Source organism: Tardiphaga sp. P4_G1 (genome assembly GCF_056401215.1).
The window spans coordinates 162,274-184,205 of record NZ_JBFUJU010000012.1; the positions used below are offsets into that span (position 1 = coordinate 162,274).

19 protein-coding genes are annotated in these 21,932 nt (G+C 61.2%); 11 read left to right on the top strand and 8 right to left on the bottom strand.

The genetic code is table 11. The features are described 5' to 3' along the window. Positions 1–86 precede the first annotated feature (86 nt). The 8 genes from AC1DUY_RS26255 (at position 87) to AC1DUY_RS26290 (ending at position 9,486) form a co-directional block, all read left to right on the top strand. On the top strand, positions 87–284 hold the full coding sequence (locus AC1DUY_RS26255) for a NepR family anti-sigma factor (protein WP_068735402.1): 198 nt from the start codon (positions 87–89) through the stop codon (positions 282–284). Further along, positions 284–832 carry a sigma-70 family RNA polymerase sigma factor gene (locus AC1DUY_RS26260; RefSeq protein WP_068735058.1) on the top strand — a complete coding sequence of 183 codons (549 nt, stop codon included), beginning with the start codon at positions 284–286 and terminating at the stop codon, positions 830–832. The genes AC1DUY_RS26255 and AC1DUY_RS26260 overlap by 1 nt, the downstream gene beginning before the upstream one ends. Positions 833–1,062: 230 nt before the next feature. Beyond that, positions 1,063–2,286, top strand: a complete 1,224-nt coding sequence (locus AC1DUY_RS26265) for an ABC transporter substrate-binding protein (protein ID WP_478118135.1) — start codon at positions 1,063–1,065, stop codon at positions 2,284–2,286. A gap of 160 nt (positions 2,287–2,446) precedes the next feature. After that, entirely contained in the window at positions 2,447–3,682 is a 1,236-nt protein-coding gene (locus AC1DUY_RS26270) for an ABC transporter substrate-binding protein (RefSeq protein ID WP_441230415.1), read from the top strand. Between the two features lie 156 nt (positions 3,683–3,838). Beyond that, positions 3,839–5,074: an ABC transporter substrate-binding protein gene (locus AC1DUY_RS26275; protein WP_478118137.1), complete on the top strand. Its 1,236-nt coding sequence runs from the start codon at positions 3,839–3,841 to the stop codon at positions 5,072–5,074. A gap of 176 nt (positions 5,075–5,250) precedes the next feature. After that, entirely contained in the window at positions 5,251–6,492 is a 1,242-nt protein-coding gene (locus tag AC1DUY_RS26280) for an ABC transporter substrate-binding protein (RefSeq protein WP_092144998.1), read from the top strand. 182 nt (positions 6,493–6,674) lie between these two features. Then, positions 6,675–7,916, top strand: coding sequence for an ABC transporter substrate-binding protein (locus AC1DUY_RS26285; protein ID WP_478118140.1), 1,242 nt, complete (start codon positions 6,675–6,677; stop codon positions 7,914–7,916). 289 nt (positions 7,917–8,205) lie between these two features. Continuing rightward, positions 8,206–9,486, top strand: a complete 1,281-nt coding sequence (locus AC1DUY_RS26290) for a glycerate kinase type-2 family protein (protein ID WP_478118142.1) — start codon at positions 8,206–8,208, stop codon at positions 9,484–9,486. Between the two features lie 228 nt (positions 9,487–9,714). Here the strand turns inward: AC1DUY_RS26290 and AC1DUY_RS26295 are convergent, their stop codons facing one another. Next, positions 9,715–10,221: a MarR family winged helix-turn-helix transcriptional regulator gene (locus tag AC1DUY_RS26295; protein WP_478118144.1), complete on the bottom strand. Its 507-nt coding sequence runs from the start codon at positions 10,219–10,221 to the stop codon at positions 9,715–9,717. A gap of 185 nt (positions 10,222–10,406) precedes the next feature. Here AC1DUY_RS26295 and AC1DUY_RS26300 point away from each other — a divergent pair, with 185 nt between their 5' ends. From AC1DUY_RS26300 to AC1DUY_RS26310, 3 genes are read left to right on the top strand one after another with little or no spacing between them, the layout of a single operon-like run. Next, positions 10,407–11,447, top strand: coding sequence for a branched-chain amino acid ABC transporter permease (locus tag AC1DUY_RS26300; RefSeq protein ID WP_478118146.1), 1,041 nt, complete (start codon positions 10,407–10,409; stop codon positions 11,445–11,447). Positions 11,448–11,452: 5 nt separating this feature from the next. Beyond that, on the top strand, positions 11,453–13,225 hold the full coding sequence (locus AC1DUY_RS26305; protein ID WP_478118148.1) for a branched-chain amino acid ABC transporter ATP-binding protein/permease: 1,773 nt from the start codon (positions 11,453–11,455) through the stop codon (positions 13,223–13,225). Further along, positions 13,222–13,953: an ABC transporter ATP-binding protein gene (locus tag AC1DUY_RS26310; protein ID WP_231079696.1), complete on the top strand. Its 732-nt coding sequence runs from the start codon at positions 13,222–13,224 to the stop codon at positions 13,951–13,953. The genes AC1DUY_RS26305 and AC1DUY_RS26310 overlap by 4 nt, the downstream gene beginning before the upstream one ends. Before the next feature lie 66 nt (positions 13,954–14,019). On the opposite strand, the gene AC1DUY_RS26315 is transcribed toward AC1DUY_RS26310, so the two are convergent. The 7 genes from AC1DUY_RS26315 to AC1DUY_RS26345 all read right to left on the bottom strand — a co-directional run bounded on the left by AC1DUY_RS26315 (position 14,020) and on the right by AC1DUY_RS26345 (position 21,931). Further along, entirely contained in the window at positions 14,020–15,168 is a 1,149-nt protein-coding gene (locus tag AC1DUY_RS26315; RefSeq protein ID WP_231079695.1) for an ABC transporter substrate-binding protein, read from the bottom strand. A 192-nt stretch (positions 15,169–15,360) separates the two neighbouring features. Continuing rightward, the gene (locus AC1DUY_RS26320) at positions 15,361–16,509 is read right to left on the bottom strand and encodes an ABC transporter substrate-binding protein (protein ID WP_093756840.1); all 1,149 of its coding nucleotides are present in this window, start codon (positions 16,507–16,509) and stop codon (positions 15,361–15,363) included. Between the two features lie 129 nt (positions 16,510–16,638). Further along, positions 16,639–17,400, bottom strand: coding sequence for an SDR family NAD(P)-dependent oxidoreductase (locus AC1DUY_RS26325; RefSeq protein ID WP_089265449.1), 762 nt, complete (start codon positions 17,398–17,400; stop codon positions 16,639–16,641). 48 nt (positions 17,401–17,448) lie between these two features. After that, the gene (locus AC1DUY_RS26330) at positions 17,449–19,332 is read right to left on the bottom strand and encodes a feruloyl-CoA synthase (RefSeq protein WP_478118151.1); all 1,884 of its coding nucleotides are present in this window, start codon (positions 19,330–19,332) and stop codon (positions 17,449–17,451) included. Positions 19,333–19,397: 65 nt separating this feature from the next. Beyond that, positions 19,398–20,189 carry a crotonase/enoyl-CoA hydratase family protein gene (locus AC1DUY_RS26335; protein WP_478118153.1) on the bottom strand — a complete coding sequence of 264 codons (792 nt, stop codon included), beginning with the start codon at positions 20,187–20,189 and terminating at the stop codon, positions 19,398–19,400. 164 nt (positions 20,190–20,353) lie between these two features. Further along, positions 20,354–21,286: a cyclase family protein gene (locus tag AC1DUY_RS26340; protein ID WP_231079693.1), complete on the bottom strand. Its 933-nt coding sequence runs from the start codon at positions 21,284–21,286 to the stop codon at positions 20,354–20,356. Between the two features lie 180 nt (positions 21,287–21,466). Continuing rightward, positions 21,467–21,931 (bottom strand): DUF3237 domain-containing protein, encoded by a 465-nt coding sequence (locus tag AC1DUY_RS26345; RefSeq protein WP_478118155.1) that lies wholly within the window; start codon positions 21,929–21,931, stop codon positions 21,467–21,469. Position 21,932 lies beyond the last annotated feature (1 nt).

Genomic DNA, 21,932 nt, shown 5'->3' on the forward strand with positions numbered 1-21,932 from the left:
CGCCGACAGACGCCGCAAAGGCTTCAAAAATCAAGAAAATTTCTCAAATTCCAGGGACATGTCTTCTGGGGAATGTGGAACGGGTCATGAAAGATGTGAAGCCAAAGGGCGGATTAAACGCCGAAATCCAGTCACGGATCGGGCATCAGTTGCGCGCTATGTACGACGATGTCGTGCGACAGGGCGTGCCGGACCGATTTGCGGAGCTGATCCGCAAGCTGGACGGGGCTGAGGCTCAAGCCCAGATCGCTGGCGATCCCGGCAAAAATGAAGGAGGGGAATAATGCCTCTCACAGACTCACTCCGCGACGACATTCTGGCGTCGGTGCCTAGCCTGCGCGCCTTCGCGATCTCGCTCTCCGGCAACGGTGACCGGGCCGATGACCTCGTTCAGGAAACGCTGTTGCGCGCTCTCGCCAATATCGACTCCTTCCAGGTCGGCTCGAATCTCCCTGCGTGGTTGTTCACCATTCTGCGCAACCTGTTCCGGTCGGACTATCGCAAGCGGCGACGGGAAGTTGAGGATGCGGACGGTAGCTATGCCAAGACTCTGAAGACCCAGCCGGCACAAAACGCCCATCTGGAATTTGAGGAGTTTCGCGCGGCGCTTGAGAAGCTTCCGCAGGATCAGCGCGAAGCGCTTATTCTCGTCGGCGCATCGGGCTTCTCCTATGAGGACGCGGCCACGATCTGCGGCTGCGCCGTCGGCACCATCAAGAGCCGCGTCAACCGCGCGCGTTCGAAGCTCAGCGCTCTTCTCTACGTGGATGGCGCGGAAGACTTCGGCCCGGACGATACCGTCCGCGCAGTGATCGGCGGATCGGGCGGTTAGTTCGATCCGCAATTGAGGCAAGACAAGCGGTCACTTCGGTGGCCGCTTTTTTTGTGCGAGTTGGTATGAGTGTATCAGCAGCGCACCGACTTCTTCCGCAATCGGGGCGAAGGAACCGCCACCATCTTTCCGCCACACAGAAAGTGCCCCTCGCGCTCACATCGCCGGGGATTTTTGTTGATGCACATGCCATTAACGCCTCGCGACTGCTGTACGAGGACCAACCCGGGATGCCTGCCTTTCGACCACGAACAATCTCGCTTGCCGCCGCACTGAGCATCGCCTGCGCCGGCCATGCCCTCGCGCAGAAGCGATACGATCCCGGCGCATCCGACACCGAGATCAAGATCGGCAACATCATGCCCTATAGCGGGCCGGCTTCGGCCTATGGCATCGCGGGCATCATCGAGGCCGCTTATTTCCGGATGATCAACGATCAGGGCGGCATCAACGGCCGCAAGATCAATTTCATCAGCTATGACGATGCCTACAATCCGGCCAAGGCCGTCGAGCAGGCCCGCAAGCTGGTGGAATCGGACGAGGTGCTCGTGGTGTTTAACCCACTCGGCACACCGTCCAATGCGGCGATCCAAAAATATCTCAACATCAAGAAAGTGCCGCAACTGTTCGTCGCCGCCGGCGCAACCTATTTCGGCAATCACAAGGCTTTCCCGTGGACGATGGCGTGGCAGCCGCCCTATGAGAGCGAGGGCCGCATCTATGCGAAATATCTGCTGAACGAAAAGCCCGACGCGAAGATCGCGGTGCTCTATCAGAACGACGACCTCGGCAAGGACGTGCTGAAGGGCCTGAAAGATGGTCTCGGCGACAAAGCTGGGGGCATGTTGATCGCCGCCGAAAGCTATGAGGTCACCGAGCCGACCATCGATAGCCACATCATCAATCTGAAAGCCTCTGGCGCCGATACCTTCATCAGCGTCACGACACCGAAGTCGGCGGTCCAGAGTATCCGCAAGGTCTCCGAACTCGGCTGGAAGCCGCTCTACATCCAGGGCTATGCCAGCGCATCGATCAGCTCCGTGCTGAAGCCGGCCGGACAGGACATCGCCCAAGGCATCCTGTCGGCCTATTACGCCAAGGACGGCTCCGACCCGCAATGGGACAATGACCCCGGCATGCAACGTTTCTACGCCTTCCTCGCAAAATACGCGCCGGACGCCCGCCGCAACGACATCTCCGTGGTCTATGGCTACGGCGCAGCTCAGACCATGGTTCAGGTGCTGAAGCAGGCAGGCGACGATCTCACCCGCGCCAATGTGATGAAGCAGGCCGCCATCCTGAAGGACTTCGCGCCGGACACGATGCTGCCGGGTGTCAAGCTCAACACGTCCGCGACTGATTTCTACCCGATCGAACAGTTGCAGATGATGCGCTTCAAGGGCGACAAATGGGAGTTATTTGGCCCTGTGATCTCGGGCGAGATCAGCCGCTGAATTATACCGGGGGACGGCATATCCGTTGCCCAATAAAGCAGCCCTTCGCGGTGTCATCGCGAGGGGCTTTTTGTTGCCGCATACACGCGAACGGTGTTCAATCCGGCCGGAGCCGCAAAGGCCCGCAAAACAACACGAATAAAAATCAGGGAGTTCTGAAATGCCTTCGATCCGTTCGCGCGCACTGACTTTGTCGGTTGCCGCGGCCCTCAGCGTCGCAGCCAGCGGCAGCGCGCTGGCCCAGAAGAAATACGACACCGGCGCCACTGACACCGAAATCACGATCGGCAACATTATGCCGTATAGCGGCCCTGCCTCGTCCTACGGACTGATCGGCAAGACTGAAACCGCCTATTTCAAAATGGTCAACGACCAGGGCGGCATCAACGGCCGCAAGATCAATTTCATAAGCTACGATGACGCCTATTCGCCGCCGAAGGCGGTCGAGCAGGCCCGCAAGCTGGTCGAGAGCGACGAGGCACTGTTCATCTTCAATTCGCTCGGCACGCCGTCGAATACCGCGTTCCAGAAATACATGAATGCCAAGAAGGTGCCGCAACTCTTTGTCGCCACCGGCGCCAGCAAGTGGAACGATCCGAAGCACTTCCCGTGGACGATGGGCTGGCAGCCGAGCTACGCGGTCGAGGCACAAATCTACGCAAAATATCTGATGAAGGAGAAGCCGGACGCCAAGGTCGCGGTGATCTATCAGAACGACGATTTCGGCAAGGACTACCAGAAGGCGTTCAAGGAAGCGCTGGGTGCCAAGGCTGCCACGATGCTGGTCACGGAAGAGAGCTATGAGATCTCCGAGCCGACCATCGATTCCCACATCGTGAAGGTGAAGTCGCTCAATCCCGATGTTGTCGTCCATTTCGTAACGCCGAAATTCGCGGCCCAAGGCATCAAGAAGATCGGTGAACTCGGCTGGAAGCCGCTGCAGCTCGTGACCAATGTCAGCGTCTCTGTTGGAGCAGTGATGCAGCCGGCAGGCTTTGCCAATGCAGAGGGCGTCCTGTCCGCCGACTACCGCAAGGACGGCGCGGATTCGCAATGGAAAGATGATGCGGGCATGAAGAAATGGTCGGCCTTCATCGACAAATACATGCCGGGCGCCGATCGCACCGACAACAGCCTCGTCTACGGTTATGGCGCCGCGCAGACGCTGGTGAAGGTGCTGGAGATGTGCGGTGACAACCTGACCCGCGAGAATGTCATGAAGCAGGCGGCAAGCCTGAAGGACTTCGCGCCAGACACGCTGCTGCCGGGCATCACCATCTCCACCTCGGCCACCGACTATGCTCCGATCGCACAGTTGCGGATGATGCGCTTCAAGGGCGACAAGTGGGAGCTGTTCGGCGAGGTGATCAATGCTGACACGACTGCGCCGGACTAGTACCGCAGCACTTTGCACTGCACCACTAAAACAACGGAGCCCCTGCGATTTGGTCGCAGGGGCTTATTCTTGTGACCGGCGCATCAGGGGTATTCAATGCGAACAGGAGTCGCAGAACTCCAACAAAGACCTGGGAAGAAATGATCACGGAGATCCATGATGCTCGCACGATCCATGCGCCTTGCAGCACTGCCTGCTGCTATGGCGCTTCTGGCCGCCAGTGTGTCCAGCGCGCTCGCGCAGAAGAAATACGACACCGGCGCCACCGATACTGAAATCAAGATCGGCAACATCATCCCTTATAGCGGCCCCGCATCTGCCTATGGAACGATCGGCAAGACCGAGACCGCCTATTTCAACATGATCAACGCACAGGGTGGCATCAACGGACGCAAGATCAACTTCATCAGTTACGATGACGCCTATTCGCCACCGAAAGCCGTGGAGCAGGTGCGAAGGCTGGTCGAATCGGACGAGGTGCTGGTGGTGTTCAATCCACTGGGTACGCCCTCGAATACCGCGATCCAGAAATATCTGAACGGCAAGAAAGTGCCGCAGCTCTTCGTTGCCACCGGCGCCACCAAATGGAACGATCCGAAGAACTTCCCCTGGACGATCGGCTGGCAGCCCTCCTATCAGAGCGAAGCGCAGATCTATGCGAAGTATCTTCTGAAGGAGAAGCCGAACGCGAAAATCGGCGTGCTTTACCAGAACGACGATTTCGGCAAGGACTATCTGAAGGGCTTCAAGGACGGCCTCGGCGACAAGGCAGCATCGATGATCGCCATCGAGGACAGCTACGAGATCGCCGAACCGACCATTGACACCCATGTGGTGAAGCTGAAAGCTGCGAACCCCGACGTGCTGATGATCTTCACCACGCCAAAATTCGCGGCACAGACTATCAAGAAGACCGCCGAGCTTGGCTGGAAGCCGCTACAGATTCTCGCCAATGTCAGCGTCTCCGTGGGAGCGGTGATGCAGCCCGCCGGCTTCGACAATGCGCAAGGCGTGCTGTCGGCCTCCTACACCAAGGACGGCACCGACTCGCAGTGGAAGGACGATCCCGGCATGAAGAAGTGGAACGCGTTCCTCGACAAATACATGCCGGACGCCAACAAGGCGGATTCGAGCACGGTCTATGGCTATGGTGCCGCGCAGACGCTGGTCAAGGTGCTGCAGATGTGCGGCGACGACCTGACCCGGGCGAATGTCATGAAGCAGACCGCCAGCCTGAAGGACTTTACTCCCGACACGCTGCTGCCGGGCATCACCATCAATACCTCGCCCACCGATTTCGCGCCGATCTCGCAATTGCAGATGCAGCGTTTCAAGGGCGACAAGTGGGAGCGCTTCGGCGAGATCTTCAGCGCCGACGCCGTCACGCAATAACTCTGCAGCGCCTGCAGCTCTGCTGCATCAGCGAACACGAATTATACCGCCCTCGCGACCACGTCGCGGGGGCTTTTTCTTGCTGGCGATCCCGCGCGGGTGTTGAATGTCGTCAGGAGCCACAGAGCTCCACGTCAAGAAACATGACACATCACAATTGATCAGGGAGATCAGAAATGCCCGCAATTCATCTGCGCCTGGCCGCACTTCCGGCTGCTTCTTTGGCTGGCTTGGCTTTGCTCGCCGCATCTGCCACCGGCGCGCTCGCCCAGAAAAAATACGACACCGGCGCCTCGGATACCGAAATCAAGATCGGCAACATCATGCCCTATAGCGGACCCGCCTCCGCCTATGGCGTGATCGGAAAAACCGAGGAAGCCTACTTCAAAAAGATCAATGCTGCTGGCGGCATCAACGGCCGTAAGATCAACTTCATCAGTTATGACGATGCCTATTCGCCGCCAAAAACCGTCGAGCAAGCGCGCAAGCTAGTGGAATCGGACGAAGTTCTGCTGGTGTTCAACTCGCTCGGCACACCGCCGAACTCGGCGATCCAGAAATACATGAACAGCAAGAAGGTGCCGCAACTGTTCGTGGCCACCGGCGCCACCAAGTGGAACGACCCGAAGGACTTCCCCTGGACCATGGGCTGGCAGCCCAACTACCAGAGCGAGACGCAGATCTATGCGAAATATCTTCTGAAGGAAAAGCCCGGCGCGAAGATTGCCGTCCTTTACCAGAACGATGACTACGGCAAGGACTATCTCAAAGGTCTGAAGGACGGCCTTGGCGCAAAGGCCGCCTCGATGATCGTAGTGGAGGAGAGCTACGAGACCTCCGAGCCGACCATAGACAATCACATCGTCAAGCTGAAGTCGTTGAACGCCGACGTATTCGTCAACATCACGACGCCGAAATTTGCGGCGCAGGCTATCAAGAAGGCCGCCGAGATTGGCTGGAAGCCGATGCACTTCCTCAATAACGTGTCCAACTCGATCGGCAGCGTGATGAAGCCGGCCGGCTTCGAAAACTCGCAGGACATTATTTCCGCTGCATATCTGAAGGACGTCGCGGACACCCAGTGGAACAACGACCCCGGCATGAAGGAATTTCTCGCCTTCCTCGACAAGGATTTTCCGGAAGGCAACAAGCTCGATGGATTGATCGTCACCGGTTACGGCGTCGCCCAGACGCTGGTCGAGGTTCTCAAGAAGTGCGGTGACAACCTGACCCGCGAAAACGTCATGAAGCAGGCGGCCAGCCTAAAGGACTTCCGAACCGAGGTGCTGCTGCCCGGCATCAAGATCAACACATCTTCGACCGACTTTGCGCCGATCAGCCAGCTTCAGCTGATGCGTTTCAAAGGCGATAAATGGGAGCTGTTCGGCGAGGTCATTAGCGCTGATGTGGGCGGCTGATCGCTCTCATTCCACATAACGGAAAATATGTGAGGCCCGCGTCAAAAACAGCGCGGGCCTTGTTGCGTTTTTGGCCGCTTTCCATTTGAGCCATTGTGCAATCGCGGTATGACTATCTCGCAGGCGCAAAAGAGCCTGCAGAACAAGAAAATCTCGCCTTGCAAGCAAGGGAAGGAACTCAAATGTCTGCCACGTCCGCGCGGCTGTTGTCGCTCTCGGCCGCCGCCATGTTGCTCGCCGTCTCCTCGACCCACGTCCTCGCCCAGAAGAAATATGACACCGGCGCCAGCGACACCGAAATCAAGCTCGGCAATATCGTGCCCTATAGCGGCCCCGCTTCGGCCTATGGTGCGGTGGGCAAGGCGCAGGCAGGCTATTTCAAGATGATCAACGATCAGGGCGGCATCAACGGCCGTAAGATCAACTACATCAGCTATGACGATGCCTATTCGCCGCCGAAGGCTGTTGAGCAGACCCGCAAACTGATCGAGTCCGACGAAGTGCTCTTGATGTTCTCGGCGCTCGGCACGCCGTCCAATACGGCGATCCAGAAATATCTCAACGCCAAGAAGGTGCCGCAGCTGTTCCTCGCCACCGGCGCAACCAAATGGGCCGACCCGAAGAACTTCCCCTGGACCATGGGCTGGCTGCCCAGCTACCAGAGCGAAGGCCGCATCTACGCCAAGTACCTGCTTAAGGAAAAGGCCGGCGCGAAGATCGGCGTGCTCTTTCAGAATGACGACTTCGGTAAGGATTATCTCAAGGGCGTCAAGGACGGCCTTGGCGACAAGGCCTCGTCCATCGTCATCGAGGAGAGCTATGAGCTCACCGAGCCGACCGTGGATTCCCACATCGTCAAGATGAAGTCGGTCAATCCCGACGTTGTCATCATCTTCGCGACGCCGAAGTTTGCCGCACAGACCATCAAGAAGATCGCGGAACTGGGCTGGAAGCCGACCATGATTGTTCCGGGCGTCAGCGTATCGATCGGTCAGGTGCTGCGTCCCGCAGGCTTCGAGAACGCGCAGGGCTTGCTCTCCGCGCACTACTCCAAGGACGCCACCGACCCGCAGTGGAAGGACGATCCAGGCATCAAGGCCTATCGCGAATTCCTCGCCAAATACGTCCCGGACGGCAACCCGTCCGACTCGTCGCTGATGTCCGGCTATAATATCGCCGAGACCATGGCGATCCTGCTCAAGCAGTGCGGCGACGATCTCACCCGCGCCAATGTGATGAAGCAGGCGGCGAACCTGAAGAACGTCCAGCAGTCGACGCTGCTGCCAGGCGTGCTGGTCAACACCTCACCCACCGATTTCTCGCCCATCGAGCAGATGCAGCTGATGCGTTTCGAAGGAGAGAACTGGAAACTGTTCGGCGACGTGCTGACCGGTGAACTCGGCGAAAGCGGCAAGGGCGGCTAGGCTGTTTCTTCCTCTCCCCCGGGCGGAGCGAAGCTGCGCGCCGTGGGAGAGGGTGCAGCAGGCGACCTCCGGTCGCCGTCCTTAAAGGACCGTAGCCGATGCACAGCATCGGCTACGGCGAAGCGAAGACGGGAGAGGGATCTTTCTTTCTCGCCTGCCGCACCACCCCCTTTCCGTCTCGAACCGCTCCGCGGTTCGATCAACCCTCTCCCACCATTCGCGGCTGCGCCGCGTCCGGGGGCGAGGGGAAGCGCTTGCCGTCCCTGCCGTAGAGCGGCATAACCCCGGCATGACCGATAAACGCCCCCTGCTCCGCGCAATTTTCGATGCCGCAGTTGCCGCGGCCCATCCCGATGTCATCCTCAGCGCCCATCTGCCGGCGCCGCCGAAAGGCCGCATCATCTGCCTCGCCGCCGGCAAGGGCGCCGCCGCCATGGCCGCTGCCGCAGAGGCGCATTATCTCGACACGCTAAAGCTCGATCCCGCGCGCCTCACCGGCATCGCCACCACGCGCCATGGCCATGGCGTGCCGACACGGCGCATCCGTGTGGTGGAGGCCGGCCATCCCGTGCCCGATGAAGCGGGCCTCAAGGGTGCCGACGACAGCCTCAAGCTCGCGGCGGAAGCCACTGCCGACGACCTGCTGCTGGTGCTGATTTCCGGCGGCGGCTCCGCCAACTGGACCGCGCCAGTGGCGGGCATCACCTTCCAGCAGAAGCAGAAGCTCAACCGCGCGCTACTTCGCTCCGGTGCGGTGATCGGCGAGATCAACACCGTGCGCAAACATCTGTCGCGTATCAAGGGCGGCCGCCTTGCCCGCGCTGGGCAGAAGGCCGAGATCGTATCGCTGGCGATTTCCGACGTGCCGCATGACGATCCCGCCGTGATCGCATCGGGACCGACGGTGCCGGATACAACAACGCTGGCCGATGCCCGTGCCATCATCGCGAAATTCAATCTCGCCATCGATGACGCCGTACGGGCGGCGCTCAGCGATGAGGCCAATGAAAGCGTGAAGCCGGATGACGCGGCATTCGCGCGCGCACGGTTCGAGCTGATCGCACGACCGCGCGAGTCACTCGATGCCGCAATCAAGGTGGCCAGTGATGCCGGCTATGAGATTGTCGATCTCGGCGCCGATCTCGAAGGCGAAGCGCGCGAGGTTGCCGCCGAGCATGCGAAGCTGGCGCTTAAGGCCAAGGCCGACGGCAAGAAGCTCGCGATCCTCTCCGGCGGCGAACTCACTGTGACCGTCACGGGCAACGGCCGCGGCGGCCCGAACCAGGAATACGCGCTGGCGCTCGCGGATGCTTTCAAGGATACAACCGGCATCGTCGCGCTCGCCGGTGACACCGACGGCGCCGATGGCGGCGCCGGCAGCGCCAGCGATCCCGCCGGTGCGATCGTCGATGCGCGTACGTTCGAGGCCATGCGTGCGCAGAAGCTGGACGCGAAGGCGACGCTCGCGAATAACGACGCAACGACGTTCTTCACCGCGACAGGCGATCTGCTGCAGACCGGGCCGACGCTGACCAATGCGAATGATGTCAGAGTGATTTTGGTGGACTAAGCGTTGCCCTCGCCCCGCATTTGCGGGGAGGGGGTGGCGCGACAAGCGGAGCTTGTTGCGCCGGGTGAGGGGCGAGGTATGTCGCCTCGTCGCTCCCGGATTCACGGGTCGAAGAATTTCCGAACCGGAACTCCGCATGTGCGGAGAGGACAGCGAAGGCCCCTCACCCGGCGCTGCGCGCCGACCTCTCCCCGCAAAGAGCGGGGCGAGGTTAAGGAAGACGCCCGCTCAAAACTCCCTAGCAATCTTCGCCATCATGCCCAGCAGCGCTTTGTGCTCGGCCGGCCCCAGCACCTCGATCAGCCGCGCTTCATGCCGCGTCGCCACCAGCTTCTTGGCACGGGCCAGCGTGGCATGCCCCTTGTCGGTGAGCATCAGCACATGGGAGCGGCGGTCGCTCGGCGAGCGCATCCGCGTCAGCAAGTCACGACTCTCCAGAGCGTCGAGCAGCGAAACGAAATTCGGACGGAGAATGCCGAGCGTATTGGCGATTTCGGTCTGGTTGCGGCCCGGGTTCTTGTCCAGCAGCAGCAGCACCGAGAACTGCGCCGGCGTCAGCTGCAGCGGCGCCATGCAGCGCAGGAAGTCTTCAAACACCTTCAACTGCGCACGTTTCAGCGAATAGCCTAGCAGTTCGGACAGTTCGCCGAGCTGCAGCGCACCGGCCTCCTCGTCGAACCCGACGGGCGCAACCTGCTTGGCTTGATCCTGAGACGTCATCTTTGAAACAGTCATCGCTCGCTTTCCGCGATACCCGGCGGCTTGAATGAAACACCCGGTCGACGTGCGACAGGCCTTGAGATTATGTTCAATAATCGTTATGAAGTATATCAAATAGACGGCGGGTTTCAACCGCCATTGTTGATCGTCCCGCGCCTGTGGTATCCGGCGCGCCAGACAGTGTGGGGGAGCGCGCGGCTTTGAATACGACGATTTTGCTGTTCCTTTTGCAGGACGGCATCACCAATGGCGCGATCTATGCGCTGCTCGGGCTGGCCCTAGTGCTGGTCTTTGCGGTCACACGCATCATCCTGATCCCCCAAGGCGAATTCATCACCTTCGGCGCGCTGACCTATGCCAGCCTCTCGGCCGGCCAGATGCCGGGCACCATCAAGCTCGCCGTCGCCATGGGCGTCGTGGCCTTTGCCTTCGATCTCTTCACCTTCCGCAAGGCGCTCCATGCCAAGCGCGTACTGCGCTCGATTGCGGTCAACATCGTGTTCCCGCTGGCGATCTGGGGCGTGATGTGGGCGCTGAGTGGACGGCCGGGGAATATCGCCCTCAACATCGCGCTGTCGCTGCTGATCGTCGCCGCCATCGGCCTTTATCTCTATCGCATCGCGTTCCAGCCGATCGCCCACACATCGGTTCTGGTACTGCTGATCGCCTCGGTGGGCTGCCACCTCGCGCTGCAGGGTTTTGGCCTCGTCTTCTTCGGCGCCGAAGGCCAGCGCGGCCCTGCGATCTCGTCTGACGCCATCACCATCGGCGCGCTGCGCTTCACCGGCCAGAGCATCGCCGTCTATGGCATCACCATCGCTCTGATCGTCGGGTTGTGGCTGTTCTTCGGCTACACGCTTTATGGCAAAGCACTGCGCGCCACGGCGGTAAACCGCCTCGGTGCTCGCCTCGCCGGCATCCGCACCTCACTGTCGGGTCAGATCGCATTCCTGCTGGCCTCGGTCATCGGCGCCATTTCCGGCATCCTGATCGTGCCGATCACCACGCTTTATTACGACACCGGCTTCCTAATCGGCCTGAAGGGCTTCGTCGCCGCGATCATCGGCGGCCTCGTCAGCTATCCGCTGACGGCTGCCGCCGCGATCCTGGTCGGCTGCGTTGAGGCGTTCTCGTCGTTCTATGCGAGCAACTACAAAGAGGTCATCGTCTTCACGCTGATCCTTCCGGTTCTGGTGCTGCGCTCGCTCGCCGCACCTGAAGTCGAAGAAGAGAAGGATTAAGCGCCATGCAACAGCGTCTCCTTCCCATTCTCGTTTTCGCGCTCGCGATGGCTGCGATCCCGTTCGTGCCGGGCGTGCCGCCATTCTGGATCGTGCTGCTCGACAATATCGGCCTAGCCGCGCTCGTCGCCATGGGCCTCGTGCTGCTCACCGGCGTCGGCGGCCTGACGTCATTCGGCCAGGCGGCGTTCTGCGGTTTCGGCGCCTATACAACGGCCTATCTCACCACCGCCTATGGCATGTCGCCGTGGCTGACGCTGCCGATGTCGCTGATCGTCTCAGGCCTCGCCGCGGTACTGCTCGGCATCATCACCATGCGTCTGTCGGGCCACTATCTGCCACTCGGCACCATCGCCTGGGGCATCAGCCTGTTCTATCTGTTCAGCAAGCTGGAATTCCTCGGCCGTAACGACGGCATTTCGGGCATCCCGCCACTGTCGATCGGCACTTGGAAGATGCTGGATCCCGGCTCGATCTATTTCCCGATCTGGATCGCGGTCATCATCTGCGCGCTGCTGTCCATGAACCTTCTGGACTCGCGGACCGGCCGCGCCATCCGCGCGCTACGCCGCGGCCATATTGCTGCCGAAGCCTTCGGCGTGCAGACGGCGCGCGCGAAGCTCCTGGTCTTCATCTACGCAGCAGTTCTCGCCGGCCTGTCCGGCTGGCTCTATGCGCATTTCCAGCGCGCTGCGAATCCGACGCCGTTCGGACCGCATCTCGGTATCGAATATCTGTTCATCGCGGTGGTCGGCGGCGCCGGCTATGTCTGGGGCGGTGTGCTCGGTGCGGCCGTGGTCGTGATCCTCAAGGAAGTGCTTCAAAGCTATCTGCCGCTGATCTTCGGCGGCGGCGGCCAGCTCGAAACCATAGTGTTCGGCATCCTGCTCGTCGCGCTGCTCCAGCTCGCGCCGACCGGCATGTGGCCGTGGCTGACCGCGTGGCTGCCGTCTGGCGACAGCCGCAAGCGCCCCACGCCAGCCGATGCACTGCCCGCCCGCAACGACCACCGTCCGGACACCGGCGTATTGCTGCAGGTCGACAAGGCACGCAAGCAGTTTGGCGGCGTCGTCGCCGTCAACGACGTGTCGTTCAATGTGCAGGCGCGCGAGATCGTCGCTTTGATCGGCCCCAATGGCGCCGGCAAGAGCACGACCTTCAACCTTATCACCGGCGTACTGGCCGCGACCGCCGGCAAGGTCGCGGTACTCGGCAAGAGTGTGTCCGGCGCGCCGCCGCAGGAGATCGTCAAGCTCGGCATTGCCCGCACCTTCCAGCATGTGAAGCTGGTGCCCGACATGACCGTGCTGGAAAACGTCGCCCTCGGTGCGCATCTGCGCGGACGTTCGGGCGCCATCGCCAGCATGCTGAGGCTTGACCGCGCCGACGAAGCGAAGCTGCTCGCGGAAGCTGCCAAGCAGATCGAACGCGTCGGCCTCGGTGACCAGATGAACCAACTCGCAGGATCCCTGTCACTCGGCCAGCAGCGCATCGTCGAGATCGCCCGGGCGCTGTGCGTCGATCCGATGCTGCTGCTGCTGGATGAGCCTGCCGCCGGCCTGCGCCACATGGAAAAGCAACGGCTCGCGACGCTGCTGCGCCAGCTCCGCGACGGCGGCATGTCGGTGTTGTTGGTCGAACACGATATGGGCTTCGTCATGAATCTCGCCAATCGCATCGTAGTGCTCGATTTCGGCACCAAGATCGCCGAGGGCACGCCTGCCGACATCAAGACCAATCCCGACGTCATCAAGGCCTATCTGGGAGCGGTCGCATGAGCGCATTGCTGCAAGTCACCGATGCGCATGTCGCCTATGGCAAGGTCGAGGCCGTGCGTGCGGTCAATCTCGAGGTTCGCGCCGACGAGATCGTCACGATCATTGGCGCCAACGGCGCCGGCAAGACCACGCTGCTCAATGCGGTGATGGGTATCCTTCCGCTGAAGGGTGGCGTGACATTCGCCGGACAGGACGTCTCTAAGATCGACATCGAGGACCGCGTCGCTGCCGGCCTCAGCCTCGTGCCCGAACATCGCGAATTGTTCGCCACGATGAATGTGGAAGACAATCTGCTGCTCGGCGCCTTCCGCATCGACAAGGCCACCGCCGCCCGCTCGTTCGAGCACGTCTACAATTTGTTTCCGCGCCTGAAGGAGCGCCGCAAGCAGCTCGCCGGCACACTCTCGGGCGGCGAACAGCAGATGCTGGCCATGGGCCGTGCTCTGATGGGCGCGCCAAAGCTCTTGATGCTCGACGAACCAAGCCTCGGCCTCGCCCCTATCATCGTCGCCGACATTTTCCGCATCGTCAGCGAGCTGAAGGCTGCCGGCGTCTCAGTGCTGCTGGTCGAGCAGAATGCGCAGGCGGCACTGAAGATCGCCGACCGTGCCTATGTGATGGAGCTCGGCGAGTTCATCCTGGATGGCGCCGCCAGCGATATCGCCAGCAACCAGCGCGTGGTGGCGAGCTATCTTGGCTTTCAGCACGAAGGCGCGAGCGCAATCTGATCTCGATCATATGAAAAAGCCGGCTGTCTCGCGACAACCGGCTTTTTCGTTTCTTGAGTTCAGCGCTTACTTCGCCGGAACGTACTTCCCGTCCTTGACCGTCAGCAGGATCCGCGAACGGTCATCGACGCCGTTGCGGTCCTTTTCGGTGTAGTTGTAGACGCCCTGGGTGGCCGCGATTTCCTTCTCGCTCATCAGCGCCTGGCGGATGGCCTCGCGGAATTCCGGGGTGCCGGGCTTAGCGGTCTTCAACGCCACGGGCACGACGCGCTTCAGCACTTCGAACACGTCATAGGCGTGACCGGCGAACTGGCTGCGGCTGTTGGCGCCGTATTTGGCTTCATAGGCTGCGTTGAGTTCAAGGCCGGGCTTCTTGGTCAGCGCCGAGTCCGGCTGGCCTTCCGGATACATCACGGGACCCGCAGCCATCAGCACGTTTTCGGCAGATTTTCCGGCGATGCGGATGAAGTCTGATGAGGCGGCGCCATGGGTCTGATAGATCAGGCCCTTGTAGCCGCGGTCACGCAGTTCGGACTGCGGCATGCCGGCACCGGTGCCGGCGGCGCCGATCAGGATGGCATCGGGATTAGCTGCAATCAGCTTCAGCGCCTGGCCGGTGATCGACGTATCCGGACGCGCGAAGCGCTCATCATCGACGATGGACATACCCATCGCTGATGTCTGCGCCTTGAGGTCGTTGAACCACAGGTCGCCATAGCTGTCCGAATAGCCGACATAGCCGATGGTCTTCACGCCGTGGACCTTCATGTGGTCGTACATGACCTTGCCGACGATCTCGACTGGCTGCGGCATGTCCACCGACCACTTCACACGCGCTGACGTAAACGGCATCGGCGACAGGCTGAAATGCGGCACACCGGCTTCGTTGGCGACCGCCGACATGGCGACCGAGGACGGCACGATCGACGAGCCGACCATGATGTCGGCCTTGGATTCCGACACGAACCGGCGCGCGTTGGTGGTGGCGATGGACGGATCGCCGCCGTCGTCGAGCACAATCAGCTTCAACGGCACGCCGCCGATGTCCTTGGGCACGAATTCCAGCGCGTTGCGCTCGGGCACGCCCAGCGCGGCCGCGGGGCCCGTGGTGGAAATGCTGATGCCGACGGTGATGTCGGCAGTCTGGGTTTCGGCCGGGGTGGCAATCGCCAGCGAGACGGCAACAGCCGCGATCGCCAGATGAAGCTTAGACATGTCTTATCTTTCTCGTGTGGAAGCGGAGAGCGCCGAAAGCGGCAGCGATACCGGCAGACGTGGCGCTGGTTGTGGCCGCGCGAAGGCTCGCGCACAGCAAAAAGCCGACCCTCTGGCGAGGGCCGGCCTTGTTATCGAAAAATGCCGGCGAAGCAAAGACGCTTCGCGCCACTGCCCTCCGTCAGATCTGCATTACTGGGCGAGAACGTATTTGCCGTCTTTCACCGTCAGCAAGATGCGCGAACGCTCATCCAGACCATACCGATCCTTTTCCGTGAAGTTGTAGACGCCCTGGGTGGCGGCAATCTCACGCTCGGTGAGCAGCGCCTGCCGGATCGCCTCGCGGAACTCCGGAGTGCCAGGCTTGGCGGTCTTCAGCGCCGTCGGGATCACTCGCTTCAGCACCTCGAAGGCGTCATAGGAGTGGCCGGCGAACTGGCTGCGGCTGTTCGGGCCGTATTTGGCCTCATAGGCGGTGTTGAGCGTCATGCCGGGCTTCTTGGTCAGGGCCGTATCGGCCTGGCCTTCCGGATACATCACCGGGCCGGAGGCCATCAGCACGCCTTCGGCGGCCTTGCCGGCGATACGGATGAAGTCCATCGAGGCGGCGCCGTGGGTCTGGTAGATCAGGCCCTTGTAGCCCTTGTCGCGCAATTCGGTCTGCGGCAGCGCGGCGGCGGTGCCGGAGGCGCCGACCAGGATCGCGTCAGGATTGGCAGCAAGCAGTTTCAGTACCTGACCGGTGACCGACGTATCCGGACGGGCAAAACGCTCTTCCGCCGCGATGTTGATGCCCATCGGCACCGCCTGGGTCTTGAGATCGTTGAACCACAGATCGCCGTAGCTATCGGAATAGCCGATATAGCCGATGGTCTTGATGCCCTTGGACTTCATGTGGTCGTACATCACCTTGCCGACGATTGGCACGGGCTGGGGCATGGCCACCGACCACTTGGCGCGTTCCGGCGTGATCGGCAGCGGCGACAGGGCGAAATGCGGGATGCCAGCTTCGTTGGCCACGTTGGACACCGCAATGCTGGTTGGCGTCACCGCCGAACCCATGATGATGTCGGCCTTGGATTCGGTCATGAAACGGCGGGCATTGGTGGTCGCGGTGGTCGGATCGCCGCCATCGTCGAGCACGATGATCTTGAGCGGCACGCCGCCGATTTCCTTCGGCACGAATTCCAGCGCGTTGCGTTCGGGAATGCCCAGCGCCGCCGCGGGGCCCGTGGTTGACGTGGTGATGCCGATAGTGATGTCGGAGGTTTGGGCAAAAGCCGGTGCAGCGAGTGCCAGCGATGCGGCAACAGCCGCGATCGCCAAGTGATGCTTGGTCATGGGTCTCTCCCTCAGAGTCATTTTTTATGGCTTCAGCTAAATCAAAGTTCGGCTGGCTTATCAGCCCCTTCTTTAGGTCAGTGCGCCCGTACCGGTAAAGGGCTGGCGCACTGATGCTTTGCCGCAGGCTTAACGTGGCGCCATGCGCAGCGAGGCGTCGAGCCGGACCACCTCGCCGTTGAGATACGGATTGTCGATCATGTGCAGTGCGAGAGACGCGAATTCGTCGGCATGGCCGAGCCGGCGTGGGAACGGGATCGCTGCGGCGAGACTGTCCTGCGCCTCCTGCGGCAGGCCCGCCAAAAGCGGCGTCATGAACAGGCCCGGCGCGATGGTCAGCACGCGGATGCCGAACTGGGCCATCTCGCGGGCGATGGGCAGTGTCATGCCGACGATGCCACCCTTGGAGGCCGAATAGGCGGACTGGCCGATCTGGCCGTCATAGGCCGCCACCGAGGCCGTCGAGATCACCACGCCGCGCTCGCCGGTCTCCAGCGGCTCCAGCTTGGACATCGGGTCCGTTGCCAAGCGGATCATGTTGAACGAGCCAATCAGGTTGACGCGAATGACCTTGTCGAAATCGCCGAGCGCCATCGGACCATCGCGGCCGATCACGCGCTTGGCGACGCCGATGCCAGCGCAGTTCACCAGCACACGCGCCGGGCCGTGCGCATTGGCGGCGGCGGCGACCGCGGCTTCAGCGGAGGCGGCGTCGGACACGTCGCAGGAAATGGCAACACCGCCGATTTCCTTGGCGACGGCTTCGGCGAGGGCGATGTTGAGATCGAGCAGCGCGACTTTCGCGCCCTGCGCGGCGAGCCTGCGGGCGGTCGCAGCGCCGAGACCGGAAGCGCCACCCGTGACGATAGCGGCCTGGTTCTTCAATTGCATGATGTCCTCCCCTGTTCGATTTCTCTGCCGTTCATTGGCGGCTTTCAACTAGATCGCGATCACTTTCGCAACTTCCGGATTCCCATAAATATCGTCGATCAACCTGGCGCGATGCTCCAGCACGGCGCGCTGATTGACCGAGCCCTTGTCCGTGACCTCACCACGATCGATGGACAGCGGAGTGTCGAGCAGCACCGCCTTGGCAATCCGCGTGGACGAGCCGGTAGCACCGGCCATGAAACGTGCGAGGCGCTCACGGAACGCGTCGCGGATGATCGGATCATTGGCTGCCGCGGCAAGATCGCCAGCCGGCAAGTCAGGATTGATGACACGGCAGCCATCGAGATCGAGGATTACGAGAGCCGCGAGTTCATCGCGGTTGATGCCAGCGATGACGACATCGCGGACCAGTGGCGCGCAGGTGCCGACGAAGCGCGCGCGAAGCGGGCCGACGCTGACCCAGGTGCCGCTGCCGAGTTTGAAGTCCTCGGAGATGCGACCGTCGAAATCAAAGCCGGCAGAGAGATCATCGGGATCGACGGCCTTCAGCGCATCGCCGAAGATGTAATAGCCTTCCTCGTCGAACGCCTTCGCGGTCAGTTCCGGTTCGCGCCAATAGCCCGGCGTGATGTTCGGCCCTTTGGCGCGCACTTCCATCTTGCCGTTGTTCGGCACCAGCTTGGCATCGTTGCCTGGCACCGGGAGACCGACATGACCGGAGCGGCTGGTCGCGGGATTGACGCACATGAAGAAAGGCGAGGTTTCGGTCGCGCCGAGACCCGTCAGCATCGGCACGCGCACACCAGTGGTCTGAACCGACAGCTCATCGAGACTGTCCCAGACATAGGCGGACAGCGCAGCGCCCGAGAAAAACATCGCATGCAGGCGGGTGAAGAATTTTTCGCGCAACTCTGCGTCTTCGCGCAGATAGGGCAGCAGCGATTCATAGCCCTTAGGGACGTTGAAATAGACCGTCGGCGAGATCTCGCGGAGATTACGAATTGTCTGTTCGATACCCGCGGGCGTCGGCTTGCCGTCGTCGAGATACATCGAACCGCCATTGAACAGCGTCAGCCCGATATTATGATTACCGCCAAAGGTGTGATTCCATGGCAGCCAGTCGATGATCACCGGCGGCTCGTCCTTCAGGAAGGCCAGTGTATCGCGCAGCATGATCTGGTTGGCGCACATCATGCGCTGTGTATTGATCACGGCCTTCGGATTGCCGGTGGAGCCGGAGGTCAGCAAAAACTTCGCAATGGTATCCGGACCGATGGCTGCGTTCGCTGCGTCGAGATTGGCGGCCTCCGGCATCACGAGCAGATCGGAGAGTTTGGTCACGGGCCGGTCCGGCAGGGAGCCGGTACTTACGACGACTTCAGTGCCTTCGGGCACATTGAAGTGAATAGCGTTCGTGAATGCATTGGCGTCATCGACGAAGACCAGCCCCGGCGTCAGCAGCTTCATGAGATAGCCGAGCTTGCCGTAGTCCTTCGACACCAGCGAATAGGCCGGCGACACTGGAGCGTAGGGAATGCCGGCATAGAGCGCGCCGAAAGCGATCAGTGCGTGATCGACGGAATTGCCCGAGAGAATGACAATGGGCTTGTCGGCCGACAGCCCACGCGCCAGCAGCGCCGAGGCGATATGGCGCGCTGCATCCAGCATCTGCGCATAAGTGACTTCGCGCCAGCCGCCGCCTTCGGCGCGCTCGGCCATGAAGACGCGATCTGGTGCTTCCCTGGCCCAATGATGCAGATAATCGGTGACGCGTTCCGGATAGTCGCCGATCGCATTGGTCGGGCGCAGATAGATGGTGCCGTCGTCGTGGCGCTCGATGGTGACCGCGGGATCGCCATAGGAAATCGGCCGGAGCGGATGCGCGGTTATCGCTCGCTTTGTCTGATCGATTTTATCGGCGCTTGCAGACATTGTTTCCGCCCTGTGTATTCGTCCCGATTGTTGCTTTTATTTTTGTTCGTTGCCGTCTTGCCGGATCAGCCGGGCTTCACCTTGCCAGCCTTGCGCTCCAGAAAATCCCTGATGCGATTTTTCGCCTCCTGATCGCTCTGCGCCACCGAGGCCATCAGCGCTTCCAGCATCAGGCCTGTCTGCGGACTGGCTTCGGCGATCAGCGGCAAGGCCTGCAGCACGGCAAAATTTGTCAACGGCGCGTTCTGCGCGACACGCTCGGCAAGCTCTATGGCCTTGGGCAAGGCGCCGCCGGCTTCCGTCAGATACTGCGCGAAGCCGAGCGACATGCCCTCCTCCGCCTTGTAGACGCGGCCGGTGAGCATCATATCGGCCATCCGGTGCACACCGATCAGGCGCGGCAGCCGCATCGAGCCGCCGCCACCGACGAAGATGCCGCGGCTGCCTTCCGGCAGCGCGTAATAGGCCGAGGGATCGGCAACGCGAATATGCGCGGAGCAAGCCAGTTCAAGCCCGCCGCCGATCACTGCGCCCTGTAGTGCGGCGATCACTGGGACGCGGCAATGCTGGATGATATCGAACACCCGGTGCCACATCCGCGAATGCATCAAGCCGGCTGTCGCGTCGCGCTCGGTGAGTTCGGACAGATCGAGACCCGCGGAAAAATGCCCGCCGATGCCGTGGACGACGACGGCACCGATTTCCTCGGGCAGCGACGCGAAGCAACGCTCGATGTCCAGGATCAGTCCATCGTTCAGCGCGTTGCGCTTGGCAGGACGGTTCAGGCCCACGATCAGCACGCGGCCTTGGGTTTCGATCTGGAGCATGGCAGCGGTAGCGGCGACGGCTTGGTTCATGAGCGCGATTAGGTCCTGGCTAGAATAATTATATCTTATAACGAATAGCGCATGAGTCAATCTTGCGGTGCAATAGGCTGATCTCGTCCTGCATAAAGTCAGGTATTCCGGTGCGACAGCGATCCGGTCTCGCCTGATAGACCGGATCGCCTCTCTTACCAGGGCTAGCGGATCGCCACCGGGTTGATCATGCTCTGCACACCGCCCTTGAAGCGGGGCTGACCAAGCACGAACAGGAACTCGTAGCCTTTGTCCTTGGCCAGTTCGGATGTGTCCATGTTTTCGAGGATGTAAGTCCCGTTCATCGCCAGAAGTATCTGGTGGATTTCAAATACATTGCCGGTTTCGAACGGCAGCACCTCGACGCCCCAGGTATCGGCGCCGACCGCGACGACACCCTTGCTGGTTAGATACTTAGCGCCCTCGGCGCCAAGGCCGGGCTCGCCGGCATTGTAGCGTTTATCGTCCTTGCCGAGCAGGCTGAGCCATCCCGTGTGGAACAGCACGACGTCGCCTTGCCTGATCTCAACGCCCTGCGCCTTGGCGACCTCCTCGATTTCCTTGACATTGAAAGCAGTGCCTTCCTTGACCACGTCGGTCTTGTAGTAGGCCGCCATGTCCAGCAGCACGCCACGGGTGACGAGCGGCGGCACCTTGTCGATGCCGAGCTTCTTAAGGCCTGTGGGGTCACCGAAGTCTGCAATTTTGTTGCCGTTATAGTAGACGTGATTGACGCCGAGATGGCCGAGCCCGTCCATCTGGCTGCCGACGCCGACCCAGCCGTTGAGCATGTCGTCGTTGTAGGTCGCGTGATTGGGACCGAGCCCGGGATTGCCGGCCTGACCGGGCTGTACCACGGTGATCTTGAAACCGCGGGGCGGATAGGCCGGCGTGTCCGCGCCCACCGGAATGCCGAGTGCGTAGGTCTTGCCGGTCTTCACCAGCTGCGCGGCCGACTTCACCAGATCGGGCTTCATGTAGTTCGCGGCGCCGATCTCATCGTTCGGCCCCCATTTCGATTTGGTCCAGTCCTGCGCCAGCGCAGGCACAGCCATCAGTAGCGAAATCGCAGATCCAAGCACCCAAGCTCTCAGCATCGTCGCCTCCCTGTGTAACGCCGGCTTTTTGCCGGTCGATGGAGATTTAACACCAGAAATTGCGGAGAAAGTAAGCTGCCACCTCCGCCATTGCGAGCGAAGCGAAACAAATCCAGAAAGCCAAGAACTGGATTGCCGCGTCGCTTCGCTCCTCGCAATGACAGCGGAGAGGATGGAGCCCTACAGCACCTGATGCACCGCGAGTTCGACGCGATCGGGATGCCGTGCGCCGACGCCGATGAACAGGTTCTGCATCAGCCACCGATAGCTGGGATGCCCTGTCTCGAATTTCGGCACCGAGCGGAAGTAGATCAGCGCGGGATCGACCGCCTCGCCCCGAGCGATGCGGTCGAGTGCTTCTTTCGGCCCGACGCGGACACCGATATTCTCAATATAGACCACGGCGCCGTCATCGAGTTCGAACGTATATTTCGCTTCCAGCTCGGTGAAGCCATCCGGACGGATAATCTGAAAATCGGCGCCGCCCGAATGGATCGTACCCTTGATGCCCTCGCCCTGCACAGTGCCGCCAAGGACCGGAATGACGCGACGGATGCCATATCCGAGATCACCGGCCACGATCGGCGTGCCAACCTTGATCGACAGGCTGAAGACATATTTCGTCGCGAGCTGCGGTGTGGTCACA